This window comes from Bacillus sp. OTU530, assembly GCF_038440375.1.
This window is the reverse complement of sequence record NZ_JASATP010000007.1, coordinates 38,564-55,289: the sequence shown is the minus strand read 5'-3', so window position 1 is coordinate 55,289 and position 16,726 is coordinate 38,564. Positions and strand designations below refer to the sequence as shown.

At 42.1% G+C, this 16,726-nt stretch carries 13 protein-coding genes; 1 reads left to right on the top strand and 12 read right to left on the bottom strand.

Going from position 1 to position 16,726, the window contains the following annotated elements; all coding sequences use genetic code 11:
* Positions 1-102: 102 nt before the first annotated feature.
* From AAHB12_RS07100 to AAHB12_RS07070, 7 genes are all read right to left on the bottom strand, one after another.
* Positions 103-678, bottom strand: coding sequence for a thymidine kinase (locus tag AAHB12_RS07100; RefSeq protein ID WP_129727493.1), 576 nt, complete (start codon positions 676-678; stop codon positions 103-105).
* Between the two features lie 171 nt (positions 679-849).
* Positions 850-1,092 carry a type B 50S ribosomal protein L31 gene (locus AAHB12_RS07095; protein ID WP_129727482.1) on the bottom strand — a complete coding sequence of 81 codons (243 nt, stop codon included), beginning with the start codon at positions 1,090-1,092 and terminating at the stop codon, positions 850-852.
* Positions 1,093-1,395: 303 nt separating this feature from the next.
* A complete protein-coding gene (gene rho / locus AAHB12_RS07090; protein WP_129727481.1) occupies positions 1,396-2,673 on the bottom strand; it encodes a transcription termination factor Rho in 1,278 nt (425 codons plus the stop codon).
* 303 nt (positions 2,674-2,976) lie between these two features.
* Positions 2,977-4,263, bottom strand: coding sequence for a UDP-N-acetylglucosamine 1-carboxyvinyltransferase (locus AAHB12_RS07085; RefSeq protein ID WP_342044769.1), 1,287 nt, complete (start codon positions 4,261-4,263; stop codon positions 2,977-2,979).
* 46 nt (positions 4,264-4,309) lie between these two features.
* Positions 4,310-4,969, bottom strand: a complete 660-nt coding sequence (gene fsa / locus AAHB12_RS07080; protein ID WP_129727479.1) for a fructose-6-phosphate aldolase — start codon at positions 4,967-4,969, stop codon at positions 4,310-4,312.
* A gap of 229 nt (positions 4,970-5,198) precedes the next feature.
* Positions 5,199-6,059, bottom strand: coding sequence for a class II fructose-bisphosphate aldolase (locus AAHB12_RS07075; protein WP_342044768.1), 861 nt, complete (start codon positions 6,057-6,059; stop codon positions 5,199-5,201).
* 207 nt (positions 6,060-6,266) lie between these two features.
* A complete protein-coding gene (locus tag AAHB12_RS07070; protein WP_129727477.1) occupies positions 6,267-6,635 on the bottom strand; it encodes a response regulator in 369 nt (122 codons plus the stop codon).
* A gap of 255 nt (positions 6,636-6,890) precedes the next feature.
* Here AAHB12_RS07070 and AAHB12_RS07065 point away from each other — a divergent pair, with 255 nt between their 5' ends.
* Positions 6,891-7,418: a DUF2529 domain-containing protein gene (locus AAHB12_RS07065; protein WP_342044767.1), complete on the top strand. Its 528-nt coding sequence runs from the start codon at positions 6,891-6,893 to the stop codon at positions 7,416-7,418.
* Between the two features lie 477 nt (positions 7,419-7,895).
* On the opposite strand, the gene AAHB12_RS07060 is transcribed toward AAHB12_RS07065, so the two are convergent.
* The 5 genes from AAHB12_RS07060 to icmF all read right to left on the bottom strand — a co-directional run bounded on the left by AAHB12_RS07060 (position 7,896) and on the right by icmF (position 16,720).
* Entirely contained in the window at positions 7,896-9,047 is a 1,152-nt protein-coding gene (locus tag AAHB12_RS07060; RefSeq protein ID WP_342044766.1) for an SLC13 family permease, read from the bottom strand.
* An 818-nt stretch (positions 9,048-9,865) separates the two neighbouring features.
* Positions 9,866-10,192, bottom strand: a complete 327-nt coding sequence (locus AAHB12_RS07055; RefSeq protein ID WP_246040202.1) for a hypothetical protein — start codon at positions 10,190-10,192, stop codon at positions 9,866-9,868.
* 340 nt (positions 10,193-10,532) lie between these two features.
* A complete protein-coding gene (locus tag AAHB12_RS07050; protein ID WP_129727473.1) occupies positions 10,533-12,140 on the bottom strand; it encodes a CTP synthase in 1,608 nt (535 codons plus the stop codon).
* A gap of 448 nt (positions 12,141-12,588) precedes the next feature.
* Complete coding sequence (gene rpoE / locus AAHB12_RS07045; RefSeq protein ID WP_342044765.1) at positions 12,589-13,152, bottom strand: DNA-directed RNA polymerase subunit delta; 564 nt, start codon at positions 13,150-13,152, stop codon at positions 12,589-12,591.
* A gap of 322 nt (positions 13,153-13,474) precedes the next feature.
* On the bottom strand, positions 13,475-16,720 hold the full coding sequence (gene icmF / locus AAHB12_RS07040) for a fused isobutyryl-CoA mutase/GTPase IcmF (protein WP_342044764.1): 3,246 nt from the start codon (positions 16,718-16,720) through the stop codon (positions 13,475-13,477).
* Positions 16,721-16,726 lie beyond the last annotated feature (6 nt).

Here is a 16,726-nt window from a genome sequence, read left to right as displayed (position 1 = left end):
CTTTTTGTCTCATTGCTCGAGGGCCTCTAACATTGAGCAGGTCCCCCAAACAGGAATGCCCTCCTATTTTCAAAAAAACCCGCTTTTTGAGCGAGTTTGCTTTCACCTTGGTACACTATGACAATGACGACACCGCGGTTCATATGACTCCGATGCGCCAACTAAAATAATTGGATCATAAAATGATGCAGGCCTGTCATCAATAAGCCGCTGCGTACGGCTTGCAGGTGCACCGCACACAGAACAGACAGCTTGCAGTTTTGTTACTTGCTCGGCAATTGCCATCAGCTCTGGAACCCTTCCAAACGGCAGTCCGCGGAAATCCTGATCCAATCCGGCTACGATTACACGATAGCCGCTATTCGCGAGAGTTTGCACAACCTCGACGATATTTTCATCAAAAAACTGTACCTCATCAATTGCTACTACATCTATCTCTTCCGTTACAGCATCCAGAATTTCAGCTGAAGACGTTACTGCCATAGCCTTCGTCTTTGCGCCATTGTGAGACACAACATCTTCTTCGCTGTAGCGGTTATCAATACTAGGCTTAAACACGATTGCGTATTGTTTAGCAAATTGCGTACGACGCACACGGCGGATCAGCTCCTCTGATTTGCCGGAAAACATACTGCCGCAAATTACTTCAATCCAACCGTTTTGATTCATTAAGTACATGTTCGGCATACCTCCTGCTTTCCTTCACCACGTAAGCGCGAAGGAGAAAAGTGCCTGTTCCAATCATCTATGTTACCTTCCAGCTTATCTGCTGGGTTAGTAAAATTCCTATTTATATCAAAAAAAGCAGGCAAGCGAATATACACTTGCCTGCTTTTATCTCTACATGAATTAAAGACCGTATTTCTTGTTGAAGCGATCTACGCGGCCAGCCGCTGCAGCAAACTTCTGACGACCTGTGTAGAATGGGTGAGAGTCAGAACTGATCTCCACTTTAATTAATGGATATGTTTGACCGTCCTCCCACTCGATTGTTTCGTTGGAGTGCTTTGTAGAACCAGTCAAAATTTTGAAACCTGTGTTCACGTCCATGAATACAACCTTTTTATAGTTCGGATGAATTCCTGCTTTCATTCTTGTCATCTCCTTCCGCCCTGAATCTATTTCGAAACAGAGTTTTTCACCATGTGATGCCCTGAGGCAAAATCTTAGATGAAACACACATGATGAAATTATAACAACAGTGTGTTGAAATTGCAACTACCTGTTTTTTCAAGAAAACAAAACAGGCTGCACCCTCTTTTCTTGCACTTTCAAAAAGGCGTAAAGTTTCATCTCGCATTTCATTCCATGCAGCAAGAAACTTTAAGAATAGAGTGCAAATGCAATTATACCTTTATCCTCGCCTAATGTCACCCATCAGCGAGTTTTCTTGCTTTATTTCATTGTGACGGCACCTTTGTCTTTTTGCTCTTGTGAAATCATTTGAAAGAATTCTTCGTTTGACTTTGTTGTTTTGAGCGTACGCAGGAAGCGGTCTGTGAAGTCGGACATATCTGTCATTGCTTTGCGAATTGCCCAAAGCTTGTCTAAATGCTCCTTCGGAATGAGCAGATCTTCCTTACGCGTACCGGAACGGCGAATGTCGATGGCAGGGAAAATGCGGCGTTCTGCTAGGCTGCGATCTAGGTGAAGCTCCAGATTTCCTGTTCCTTTGAATTCCTCATAAATCACATCATCCATACGTGATCCTGTATCAACGAGCGCTGTTGCTAGAATCGTTAGGCTGCCGCCTTCTTCAATATTTCGCGCCGCTCCAAAGAAACGCTTCGGACGATGGAATGCCGCTGGATCGATACCGCCGGATAATGTACGGCCGCTTGGCGGAATGACAAGATTGTACGCACGCGCTAATCGAGTAATACTATCCATTAAAATAATAACGTCTTTTTTGTGCTCAACGAGACGCATTGCTCTCTCTAATACAAGCTCCGCTACTTTAATGTGATTTTCCGGAACTTCATCGAAGGTAGAGCTGACAACATCGCCTTGGACAGAGCGCTCAATGTCTGTTACTTCCTCTGGACGCTCATCAATAAGCAGGACAATTAGCTCTGCTTCTGGATGATTGGTGGTAATGCTATGAGCAATTTCCTTTAACAGCTCTGTTTTCCCGGCTTTTGGGGGAGCTACAATCAATCCGCGCTGCCCAAAACCGACAGGCGCAACTAAATCCATAATACGTGTGGACAGCTTATTGTGCTGCGTTTCAAGCTTCATTTGACGATTTGGGTATAAAGGCGTGAGCGCAGGAAAATGAACACGCTCCTTGGCAGATTCTGGGTCATCTCCGTTTACTGCTTCTACTTGCAACAGTCCGAAATATCGTTCATTTTCCTTAGGAGGACGTACTTTGCCGGATACTTTATCTCCGTTTCGAAGATCGAAACGACGGATTTGTGAGGCAGAAATATAAATGTCTTCCGAGCTTGGAGAATAATTGATTGGTCGTAAGAAGCCAAAACCTTCAGATTGAATAATTTCAAGAACGCCTTCCATAAAGAAAAAGCCTTCTTTTTCTGCTTGCGCCTTCAAAATCGCAAAAACGAGCTCTTTTTTTGTTAATTTGCTGTAGTAAGAAATCTTAAATTCTTTGGCATGCTCATACAGCTCTTTTAATTTCATATTTTCTAATGCTGCAATTGTTAAACTCATTGAAACACCACTCTTTAGTTTTTTCTTTTTTTAAGGGTAAAAGGAAAGGAAGGTATCGTGAAAGGCAAGTGAACGCAAGTAGAATAGTATTCACTATTGTAACCCAATTTTCTCGGTTTAATCAACCGTTTACTAAAAAAGAAAAGGAGAAACGAAGGCAGCGATTGCTGCCTTCGTTCACGGTCTTATTTAATAACAAGGTTCGACCTTTTTGCAGACTATGACGACCATCAACAAGACGGATTTCGCATGCATAACAAGGGATTATATTGTACCCACATTTCCTTTAAACCGTGAGTATTGCTATGAATTTTGTATTTGTTCGATTTCCTGCTCAGTCAGCTTTTCACGCCGAATACGAGCACCAAGTCCTCGAAGCTTCTCTTCTAACTCTTCATATCCTCTATCCACGTGTTCAAGACCGGTTAGTTCTGTTATTCCCTGTGCCATCAAACCAGCAATGACAAGAGCTGCACCAGCACGAAGATCACTTGCCTTTACCTTTGCTCCATTGAGCTCGACAGGACCTGCGACAATAGCTGTGCGCCCTTCTACCTTCACACGTGCATTCATCCGTCTCAGTTCGTCAATATGCTTGAAACGGGCACCATAAATCGTATCCGTAACAACACCCGTTCCGTTTGCTCTCGTTAAAAGCGTTGTGAATGGCTGCTGCAAATCGGTAGGAAAACCAGGATACACAAGCGTTTTAATATCCACCATCTTCAAATCGCGGCTGCCTCTCACGATAATTTGGTCATCGTTTGTTTCGACTTGAACTCCCATCTCGCGAAGCTTTGCAATTACTGATTCAAGATGCTGAGGAATCACATTGTCAATTAACAATTCTTCACTGGCAGCTGCTCCTAGAATCATGTATGTACCGGCCTCAATCCGATCTGGAATAATGGAGTGGTAACAGCCCTTAAGTGTATCCACACCGTCAATACGAATAACATCTGTTCCTGCCCCTTTAATCCGAGCACCCATGCTCGTAAGAAGGGTTGCGACATCAATAATTTCTGGCTCCTTGGCCGCATTTTCAATAATCGTACGCCCTTTTGCCCGGACAGCAGCAAGCATGATGTTAATCGTAGCGCCGACGCTGACAACATCCAAATAAATACGGGCCCCGCGCAGCTCGTCCGCACGCAAATAAATAGCGCCTTGTTCATTTGTTACACGCGCACCGAGTGCCTCAAACCCTTTAATGTGCTGATCAATCGGACGTGGACCTAGGTGACAGCCGCCAGGGAGACCGATAACTGCCTTTTTGAAGCGTCCGAGCATCGCGCCCATTAAGTAATAAGATGCACGCAGCTTTTTTACTTTTCCATTTGGAAGCGGCATGGATACCATACGAGATGGATCTACCGTCATATCCTGTCCATCATATGAAACCACACCGCCAATTTCCTCAAGTAAATCACCTAAGAGTTGTACATCAGAAATACCGGGGATGCCGCCGATTGTAACAGGAGTTTCTGCCAAAATGGTCGCCGGAATAAGAGCGACAGCGCTATTTTTCGCACCGCTGATGCGGACGGAGCCTTTAAGCGGCATTCCGCCTTGAATGATCAACTTTTCCATTTTGTTCTCCCTTCCTGGTGGATCCGCTCCACCGGTGGTTTATGTTTTACTGGTTTTTCCAGTCGTTTGCGAATTGCTCCATACCTTTGTCTGTAAGAGGATGCTTAGAAATTTGGTCAATTACTTTGTAAGGAATTGTTGCAATATGAGCGCCCGCCATAGCTACGCGAGTAACATGGTCTGGATGACGAACAGATGCTGCAATGATTTGCGTATCGAAATTATGAATGCGGAACAATTCAGCTACCTTTGCTACTAATTGTACACCGTCTTCAGAAATATCATCTAAGCGACCCAAGAATGGAGATACGTAAGTTGCACCTGCACGAGCTGCCAATAATGCTTGGTTCACTGTAAAGATAAGGGTAACATTCGTCTTAACGCCTTTATCAGCAAGATAACGACAAGCTTCTAAACCAGCTAAAGTCATAGGTAGTTTGATTGTAACTTTTTCATCTCCACCGTTAATTTTAATAAGCTCGTCAGCTTGCGCGATCATTTCATCAGCAGTAAGCGCATCTGGCGTTACTTCAGCTGATACAGACTCTACACGTGGAACTGCTTGGCAGATTTCAGCAATACGATCTTCGAATTTAACGCCCTCTTTAGCTACTAAGGAAGGGTTTGTCGTTACACCAGCTAATACTCCTAGCTTATATGCCTTTTTAATGTCTTCTAGGTTTGCAGTATCGATAAAAAACTTCATGGATAAAATCCCCCTTTTAATGTATCAAGCATCCGAAATCGAAGTGGCAAGCACTCTGATTCGCAGCTTAGTCTTTAACGTATTAAGCATACCATATTTTTTGAATTTTTCAGCATATTGTTGATTTTTGTCTGTTTTTGTAAAATGTTGACGTTTTCATCGTACAAGAAAAGGAAACCGTCTAACAGACTAGACGGTTTCCAAGCTGTAATTTTATTTCAACAACAAATTAAACTGCTTTACCGTTAGAACCGAATTCGCGAATTTTGCCAATAACAGTTTGCTTAATTGCTTCGCGGCCTGGTCCCATAAATTTACGAGGATCGTAAGCTTCAGCATCGCTAGCTAATACTTCACGAACTGCATGCGTAAACGCGAGTTGGTTTTCTGTGTTCACATTGATTTTGGATGTTCCTAAAGAAATCGCTTGGTCGATGTCTTTTTTCGGAATTCCTGTACCACCGTGAAGTACTAATGGTACTCCAGTTAAGTTACGAACTTCTTCCATTTCTTTGAAGCCTAGGTTTGGCTCACCTTTGTAAGGTCCATGAACTGAACCTAAAGCTGGTGCCAAGCAGTCAATGCCTGTACGCTTTACAAGCTCCGCACACTCTTGTGGATCAGCATAAATTACGCCTTCTGCGATAACATCGTCTTCTTGTCCGCCTACAGTGCCTAATTCAGCTTCTACAGAAATACCGTTAGCATGAGCATATTCTACTACCTTCTTTGTAGTCTCAACATTCTCTTCAAATGGATGATGAGAAGCATCGATCATAACAGATGTGAAACCTGCGTCAATCGCAGCTTTACATTTTTCAAAGCTAGAACCGTGGTCTAAATGGATTGCAACAGGAACTGTAATGTTCATATCCTCCATTAAACCCTTTACCATCATAACAGTTGTTTTGAAACCGCCCATATGACGAGCTGCACCCTCAGAAACCCCAAGGATAACAGGAGACTTTTCTTCCTCAGCAGCTGCTAGGATTGCTTGTGTCCACTCAAGGTTGTTAAGGTTAAATTGACCAACTGCGTATTTACCCGCTAATGCTTTGTTAAGCATTTCTGTCATTGAAACTAAAGGCATGGTGAATCCTCCTAAACCGTTTTTGGCATCCGATAAGTTTCCATCATTCGTATTGTTACCGACGTAATAGAAAATATGTATTGAACCCTATCGGACTTTTTTCTACCTTCATAGAATAACAACTTGTCTAGGAAAACTCAACTGAATTCCACAAGGCTTCCGCACTTGAAAGCGTTTTTTTATAATTATTTTTGGAAATTTTTAAATCTAAGCGTTTACACCAATCTCTGCCCGTACTGCTTGGCGTATTTCATCGATATCAAACGGCTTCGCAAAATGCATAAGAGCTCCTAAATCCTTTGCTTCCTGAATCATGTCCAGCTCACCATATGCCGTCATTAAAATTACTTTAATATCCTTATCAATTTCCTTCACACGTTTTAAAATTTCAATTCCGTCCATCCCAGGAATCTTCATATCCAAAACAACTAAATCTGGACGGTCATTTAAAACGATATCGATGGCCTGAAAGCCATTAGCCGCCTGATATGTTTGATAGCCCTCCTTCTGAAATACCTCGTTCAGTAAAATACGAATTCCGTACTGATCGTCCACAATTAAAATCTTTCCACTCATTGTTTCCCCAACCTTTCTTAGTTAAAAGCACGTGGTATTCTACTTTCTCTCCCACAACTACTTCTATACACTTTATTGTTTTCCTTCTTCGTCTCCTAAAAACTGCCAAAAATTGCTATATTAAGAAGGCGTTCTGGTGTGGAAATCTATTTCTCCTCCATTGTACTTGTCCTCTTCCATTTCTGCCAACTCCTATTTCGAGTTTTTCAAGAAATAAGATATAATGAACAGGGATTTCAAAAGGAGTGAATCATTGTGTTAAAAATATTCTCAACGCAGCTGAGCGGGTATTTCAAAAGGATCGCTGAACAGGAAGAAATGAATATAGAAGATGGCGCACGGCTGCTCGCGCAAGCGTTAATTGGAAATGGTTCTATTTATATGCATGGAATGAAAGAAATGGAAGGTGTAGTTCTAGAGGCCTTATATGGAGAAGAGCCGCTAGAGGGAACCAAACCCTTATTTGAGGGCGGAGAGCTAGCGGCTATCACTTCAGCTGACCGCGTGCTGCTCATCAGCCGTTTTTCTACAGATACCGAAGCGGTAGAACTAGCAAGGCGCCTGCAGACAGAGGGACATTTTATTGTAGGTGTATCCGCAATCAAAGAAGGGATGCATTCCCTTGAGCAATTTACGGATGTTCACATTGATACAAAGCTAATTAAAGGACTTATTCCTGATGAAGATGGCGGCCGCTTCGGCTTTCCAAGCCTAATTATTGCGCTGCTTGCATATTACGGCTTAAAATTTACAATGGATGAAATTATGGCAGAATACAAATAAGAGGCGAAAATATGCTCGTCTCTTATTTGTACTCGTCGATTGGTGAAGATAAAAGCAAGTTACACTTATACTGTATTCTTAACATTTACGACTACGTTGAGTTCACGTTCTGCTGGAAATTAAATGCGTTTGTACATACATCCTGTCAGTCCACATCCTTGATGGAAAGGTGTTCATATTTGCTTTCAAATTGACATTCCACAACATTCTCTCTGCCACTGAAGGTTTAATTTAAATTTTTATAATATTTCAATTCCATACTATCAATCAACGTTAATTTCTCTCGTGCAGGTGTTCTTGGTCTGGCATCTGGAGTCATCTCTGGGTATCCAAGTACAAGGCTGCAAACCTTCGATCACTTGAAAAAACATTGCAACAAATCTAAGAATGTTAGCATCATCAACCTACATTCCCTTGTGTCAGCTGATTATTATAAAGGTCGGAGTAAAATCCATTCCTCATTCGGTAATCATTTTTTTAAAAGATTCTTAGAAATTTAAAGATGAAATATTGTATACATGCAAGTATGACTAAAAACGAAAAGTTGTAAACACTGAATTTGATTAAAAACTTTTTGCTCTCTTTACGGTTGGCCTGAATGAATAGTTTATAAGAGATTACACTGGCTAAAGACGCGATAATTGTTCCAAGTCCTCCGATATTTACTCCTAATAATAAGGGTTTCCAATCAGAAGTAAAGTTTGACAGGAGAATTGAAGCAGGCACATTGCTGATCAATTGACTCAAAACTATAGAACTAAAAAAGACCGATGTGCCTCCTCTTAAATTAGCGCGAGCAAATGTGTTCATTTCATTTGAGTTAGATATATTTCCAATAAAAATAAAAAAACAGACAAAGGTTATCAGAAGAAGATAATCAATCTTAAATAGTAATTTTCTATTCAAAATAAATGCTGTCATCAATGTGATTACTAGCGCAATGTAATAATTGATGGCTCCAAAAATAGACGCGATAATAATGACAAGTATCAGGCTCCAGACTACAGCTTTTTTTCGATCTCTTATGGTAGTAACAGGAAGTTCTATTTTTAATTCTGTTTTACGAAGTTTTTGAGTAAATATAAACAACGAACTGATGCCAAGCACAGCTAATAACAGGACTGAACCAAAAAATGGGATGGGCTTAATTCCATAGTAAGAATAAATGTACAAATTTTGCGGATTTCCCATAGGCGTCAGGCTGCTTCCGATGTTTGCCGCAATTGTCTGCAGGATGATCGTATCCATCATATTCATTTGTGTCTTTTTACTAATGACAAGTGTTATTGGTACAAAGGTGAGCAAAGCGACATCATTCGTTACAAACATCGAGCAAATAAAGCATAACAAAATCAGAATAACGGATATTGTCCTGCTGTTATTGCATTTATTCAATATAGCAACAGCAAATTTGTCTAATAACCTCAGCTCTTCAAAGGCCTTTATGGCCACCATTAGATTAAATAAACTGATCAGCACTTTAAAATCAATATATTCGAGCCTTGGCGGATATATAAAACAGCTTACAACTGCCAGTATCAGTGAAATGGTAAGCACTATATCCTTTTTTAAAAATGCAAATTTCATAAGGATTCTTTTTTTATTTTGGACGAATATTAATTCTTTCACAATGCACCACCTGTAATCTATGTTAATAGAAAGAAACGAAAGAGCAATTATTACCCTAAATAAGCATTCTCTAATATATACCCAACAAAATCCATAGATTACAATAAATTCAATAGCTTTTCTTATCAACTAGATGTTCCATAATCTGGTCCTTAAATGGAATAATATGACTAACGTTTTTAAACAACAATAACATAAGGTATTTTTTATGTGTGGCTCCTGTCAAAAAGCATGCTTTATGACAGACAGGCTCGATATGTCTAGAAAAGAGTAGGTCACAAGGTCCTGAATGAGAATTTTGCAATATGTCATCCCTGCAAAACACTTTATGACATATAGAAATAGGTTCTTAGCGTGACTGAATTGAGGCATTTTTTCTTTTGTAAATCCACGTAATGTTGGCAGGCAAAGAAGCATCTCCTACAAGCTAGATGGCTTTTTCATATTCCCTTATTATTTTATAAAGCTTTTTTTTCTTCAATTCTAACATCTCCATAAATATAACGCCTCTCTAATGTCTGCACCGACATTTTGAGAGGCATGACTTGCAAAGATGTTACATCCAACATCCGTTACTAATGAAAGTAGCGCCACCAACACCATAATCAATCCCGTTTGCTGGATAACGTGGACATTGCGTTCTACACTCCAAAATTAACAATATGCGCTGCTAATGTGGGCTGGAGCAAATCAAAAATACTTCAAATATCATAAAGAGCGGCCCGAGGATATCGTATTTCCAGTAAGGCCTGATATATGTTTTTAATCCCCACATACTTACTTTGCTCCTTTGGCTAGATAATCTTTTCAAAATTGGCTCATTCTAAGGGTCCTTTTTCTTCCTCTTTCTCTGTTTGATCCGTTTTTGGATTCGTATCTTCGACTTCATGGAGTTCAAAGTGCTTGGTAAATTCGTCAATCACCAACTCAATCGCTTTTAATTCCCCAAGAATAATTGGTTTAATTTCTTGGAACTCTGGTGCTTCTAGCTGCTGTTTTAATGTGATACTTTTTACCTTTAGTCTTTCTAAAAACTCAAGTGCTCGACCTCGGCGAAAGGTTTGAGCACCATGATGATGATGCTTTCCTTTATGTCTCCCTCCCCTATGCTTTTCACCTTTCATATGACCATCAAAATCCTTCATTGCTACACACCCTTTCGTATACATTTGTATACAGCATTTATATACCTAATGTATACAAATGTATGCACCCTGTCAAGTAAATTGTTCATAAAGAAAACTCGCCGATTGGCGAGCCCTGCTCTTGGGCGAAGACAGAGGCGTAGTTGCACTTATACTGTACCCCTAAAATTCCCCACTACGTCGAATGAACTTCCAACTGGGAATTTATACTTTTTTACGATGTAAAAAGCGAATCATTCCTAAAATTAAAGCAAAAAAAGAAGCTAATCTTCTACATATGTAGACGATCAGCTTCTTTTTCTCTTTAAACGGACTTTTTCAGTGCCCGCTCTTCTTACTATTACTTGCTCTCTGTATTAATTAAAGACGCGTGCACGAAGTCACGGAACAACGGCTGCGGTCTTGTTGGACGAGATAAAAATTCTGGATGGAACTGAGATGCTACAAACCAAGGATGGTTTTTCAGCTCAATAATTTCGACTAGGCGACCATCTGGGCTTGTACCAGAGAAAACAAAGCCCGCCTTCTCCATCTCTTGACGATATTGGTTATTAAACTCATAACGATGACGATGACGTTCATATACAACCGGCTCACCGTATGCATTAAATGCTTTTGTTTCTTCACTAAGCTTACAAGGGTATAGGCCAAGACGAAGCGTTCCGCCAAGATCTTCTACATCCTTTTGCTCTGGAAGCAAATCGATAATTGGGTACGGTGTCGTTGGGTTAATTTCAGAGGAGTTTGCTCCTTGAAGCCCTACTACATTTCGTGCAAATTCAATACATGCCAGCTGCATGCCTAAGCAAATGCCAAGGAATGGTACATGATGTTCACGAGCATATTGCGTCGCAACAATTTTACCTTCTATGCCGCGGTCACCAAAACCACCTGGTACAAGAATACCATCTGCATCTCCTACAAGCTCTTGTACATTTTCGGCAGTTACATGCTCAGCATTAATCCACTGAATGTCAATATCAGCATCAAATGCATAGCCCGCATGACGAAGTGATTCTACAACGGAAATGTAAGCATCTTGAAGCTCTACATATTTTCCTACTAAAGCAATCTTCACGACTTTAGATAAGTTGCGAACCTTATTAACAAGTGACTTCCACTCTTCCATCTCTGCCGGTTTGCAGTCAAGCTTTAAGTGATCGCAAACAATTTGATCCATCTTTTGGTCCTGAAGCGCCAATGGCACAGCATATAGTGTATCAGCATCACGACATTCAATAACTGCCTTCGGATCAATATCACAGAATAAGGCAAGCTTGTCCTTCATATCCTGAGAAACCGCCATTTCTGTACGAACAACAATAATATTCGGCTGAATACCTAAGCTGCGAAGCTCTTTTACGCTATGCTGCGTTGGCTTTGTTTTCATTTCACCTGCCGCTTTAATATATGGAATTAAAGTACAGTGAATGTACATTACATTATTGTGGCCGATATCACTTTTAATTTGACGAATGGCTTCTAAGAACGGCAATGATTCAATATCGCCAACTGTGCCGCCGATTTCTGTAATAACTACATCCGCACTTGTTTCACGGCCCGCACGGTATACGCGCTCTTTCAATTCATTGGTAATATGAGGGATAACCTGCACTGTCCCTCCTAGGTAATCGCCGCGGCGCTCCTTTTGAATAACCGTAGAATATACCTTACCTGTTGTAACATTCGAATGCTTCGTTAAGTTAATATCGATAAAACGCTCATAGTGGCCAAGGTCAAGATCCGTTTCTGCACCATCACCTGTCACAAATACTTCTCCATGCTGATATGGGCTCATTGTCCCTGGGTCAACATTGATGTAAGGATCAAATTTTTGAATTGTAACATTTAACCCGCGATTTTTTAATAATCTTCCAAGAGATGCTGCAGTGATCCCTTTTCCTAACGACGATACTACACCGCCTGTTACAAAAATATACTTAGTCATGAATGTTCTCCCTTCCGTCGTATCACATCTATTATTTAATACGCCGCTTATTACGGCAGTATGTAAGGAGCAGCTCGTTTATTTACACTGTAGGAAAGTATAAATTTCCAGCTAGAAGCCATTTGACGTAGTGGGAAGTTTTAGGAATACAGTGTAAGTGCAACTACGCCTCTGTCTTCGCCTAACGGCTCACCCTTGCTCTCTTCCGTAAAAATAACCATCCCCGCCCACAGGCTGCTTGCCGATACATAGCAGGGCTTTCTTGCACAGGGATTTAGACATGCCCTAAACTTATGCTACCCAAATAAAAAAAGAAAATTGCTAACCCTATACTGTTAGTGTTTCAAAATAGGGAGCAATTCTCTTTCTATATAAACAACGTACATGTTTTTGCTTTTTTAAAGAGCCCAAAAATGATTGTACCTACACTATGTAGAAAAGTCAAGAACTACAATTCTTCCTCTTCTTCTGTTTCTTCTGTTTCTTCGAAGTCTTCTTCTAGCTCTTCAAGTTCCTCTTCCTCTTCCAGGTCGTCGAGTTCCTCATCGTCTTCAATCAAGTCTTCGTCTTCAATCAAGTCTTCGTCTTCATCTTCATCATCGATGAAGTCAACATCCTCTTCCATCTCATCGAGGTCATCGAGATCATCAGTATCTTCATAATCTGTATCTTCGGCTGCGAAGTCATCAAATTCATCCTCATCGACTTTGCGCTTCTTCTTCGGTTTCGGCTGCGGCAATACTTCTTCTTCAATTTGCTCGTAAGGGTACCAGCTGCGCAAGCCCCAACGGTTTTCACCTAAGCTGATAAAACGACCATCAACGTTCAAATCTGTATAAAACTGAGCGAGTCGTACCGTTACTTGTTCTTTTGATAAACCGAGCGTTTCTGATACTTCCTCTACGATATCTCGGAATGCAGTTGCCTGCTTTTTGCCCTCGAGAATCGCATAAGCAAGCTCGATCATAGACAATTCTTTCAGTTCCTCTGGAGAATATTGCTCTAGATTCACGTGTGAGGCACTTCCTTTCTTTACCATATATCATCTTGCATCATTTCGTTCCGATCGCCAGAAATAGAATCCAGCGCCGATTCATTTGACTAGCCCTTATACCAATTAGCTTATTTTAAGGGAAATCTCATTTTACTATAAGGCCTGTACAAAAAAAATCCATACTATTCATTATAAACAAAACAGCAGGAAATATGCTATAGAAAAGAGTCCTTTTCCTTTAAGAAAAGAGAAACTTTTCTTAAAGTGTAGCAAAAGAGGGAAAACAGCCCGCTTGCCCTCCCTCCAAGCGCTGACCGATAGCCTCAGATCGCTAGCTTTCTTACATATTGCGCCGGTATTGCCCGCCCACTTCATATAACGCATGGGTAATTTGGCCAAGGCTCGCATACTTGACCGTCTCCATCAGCTCGGCGAAAATATTGCCGCCAGAGACAGCAGTCTGCTTCAGCCGATCCAGAGCCGCTTCCGTTTGCTTTTTATTCCGTGCTTGGAATGCCTTCAAATTACGGATTTGTGTTTCTTTTTCTTCATATGAAGCGCGGGCAAGCTCCATGTTGTTCATGTTCTCTTCTGATGCCTCATTTTGGTTTAGATACGTATTCACTCCGATAATCGGCAGCTCTCCCGTATGTTTTTGCATCTCATAATACATAGATTCATCCTGAATTTTGCCGCGCTGGTATTGTGTTTCCATCGCACCGAGTACGCCGCCGCGGTCATTAATACGCTCAAATTCCTGCAAAACAGCCTCCTCCACGAGATCTGTCAGTTCCTCTAAAATGAAGGAGCCTTGCAGCGGATTCTCATTTTTGGTTAAGCCGTGCTCCTTTGTGATAATAAGCTGTATGGCCATCGCTCGGCGTACTGATTCCTCCGTCGGTGTTGTAATAGCTTCATCATACGCATTTGTATGCAGGGAGTTGCAATTATCATGCAGTGCCATAAGCGCCTGAAGCGTTGTGCGAATATCATTGAAGGCAATTTCCTGCGCATGCAAGGAGCGGCCAGACGTTTGCACATGGTACTTCAGCTTTTGACTTCTTTCGTTTGCGCCATATCTTTCCTTCATCACAATTGCCCAAATGCGGCGCGCCACACGACCAATTACCGAATATTCCGCATCAAGTCCATTGCTGAAAAAATATGATAGATTTGGCGCAAAGTCATCAATATGCATACCGCGGCTTAAGTAGTACTCTACATAGGTGAAGCCATTTGACAGCGTGAACGCCAGCTGGGAAATTGGATTTGCGCCAGCCTCTGCAATATGATAGCCGGAAATGGATACAGAGTAGTAATTGCGTACCTTATGCTGGATAAAGTACTCTTGAATATCCCCCATTAACCGCAGCGCAAACTCGGTGGAGAAAATGCATGTATTTTGCCCTTGGTCCTCTTTTAAAATATCCGCCTGCACCGTGCCGCGAACGCGCTGCAAGGTTTGCGCTTTGGTTCTCTCAGATTCTTCATAAGTTATCGTACGGCCAAGCTCCTGCTCTGCCTTTTCGATCTGCTGCTCAATTGCTGTGTTCATAAACATCGCTAAAATGATTGGCGCTGGTCCATTAATCGTCATTGATACCGATGTGGACGGCGCGCATAAATCAAAGCCGCTGTACAGCTTCTTCATATCATCTAGTGTACAAACGTTCACACCGCTTTCACCAATTTTCCCGAAAATATCCGGACGATGCGCCGGGTCTTCTCCGTATAGCGTAACCGAATCAAATGCCGTGCTCAGGCGCTTCGCTTGATCCTCCTGACATAGGTAATGAAAACGGCGATTTGTACGTTCGGGCGTCCCCTCACCAGCAAACTGCCGCTTCGGGTCTTCATCAGAGCGCTTAAACGGAAACACCCCTGCAGTATACGGAAATTCACCCGGGACATTCTCCTTGCGTACCCAGCGTAATATTTCCCCGTAATCCCTGTATTTTGGGAGCGCGACCTTCGGGATTTCCGTGCCAGAAAGCGTTTTCACCTTTAATTTTGTCCGAGTTTCCTTATCACGCACCTTGATGACAAATTCATCCGCCGCATACTTCGCCTTTACCTCATCCCACGTATCCAGAATCCGCTTCGCTTCTGGTGAAAGACTATTTTCATAGCTGATCTTGACAGCCTGCAGCGTCTCAATAGCAGCGGCATCTGCCCCCTGCTCCTCGATCGCCTTTACCGCACCTTCAATTTGAAAAAGGCGCTCCGCTGCCTTCCCCTGTTCCTCTGTACTCTTATGATAATTGCGCACTGTATCGGTTATGTCACGCAGATAGTAGCGGCGGTCATTCGGAATAATCATATTTTGCTTTTGTACAGAACCTGCTTGGATTGTTTTTGGTTTCCAATTCTTATTCGCTTTCCTATTGATGAGCTCTAGCAGCCTCAGAAATACAGTGTTGGTACCCGCATCGTTAAATTGGCTCGCAATCGTTCCGTATACAGGCATTTCCTCCAGCCGCTGCTCAAACAGCATATGGCTTCGTTGGTACTGCTTTTGCACCTGACGCAGCGCATCTTCTGAACCTTTGCGTTCAAACTTGTTAATTACAATGAGGTCTGCATAATCAATCATATCAATTTTCTCAAGCTGAGACGGGGCCCCGAACTCACTTGTCATAACATACATACTTAAATCGCTGTAATCCGTAATGGCTGCATCTCCCTGACCAATACCGCTCGTTTCAACAATAACTAGGTCAAATCCTGCCGCTTTGACAACCGTAATTGCATCCTGAATCGCAAGAGAGAGCTCCGATCGCGACTCCCTTGTAGCAAGACTGCGCATGTAGACGCGCGGAGAGTGAATAGCGTTCATCCGAATGCGGTCGCCAAGAAGGGCTCCGCCTGTTTTTTGCTTCGTTGGATCAATCGAGAGGATTGCTATTTTTATATCATCGATTTCCTGCAAAAAACGGCGGATCATCTCATCTGTTAAGGAGCTTTTTCCAGCACCGCCCGTTCCCGTAATCCCAAGCACAATCGCATTGCCCTTGGCGCACTCGCCTAATGAAGCAATGATTTCACTCCCCTTTCCAACGCTTTCCTCCGCCAGGGTGATGAGTCTTGCAACAGTACTTGCATCGTCTAAGTCGATCTGCTTCGTTATATTCATGACGTCCCGCGTGGTCGGGGCATCACATTCCTCCAGCATTTTATTGATCATCCCCTGCAATCCAAGACGACGCCCATCCTCTGGTGAGAAGATTCTCCTAATACCGTAGGCATGCAGCTCATCCATTTCCCGCGGAATGATGACACCTCCGCCGCCGCCATAAATCCGAATTTGGTTCGCTCCTTTTTCCTGAAGAAGATCATACATGTATTTAAAGTATTCTACATGCCCGCCTTGATAAGATGACACAGCAATTCCCTGCACATCCTCTTGAATCGCCGCGTTGACAACCTCCTCTACGGAACGGTTATGGCCAAGATGAATGACTTCCGCTCCGCTTGCTTGCAGAATTCGTCTCATAATATTGATAGAAGCATCATGCCCATCAAATAAACTAGAGGCTGTTACAAAACGAACCTTGTATGTCGGACGGTATACTTGAATTACAGCCATATTTCA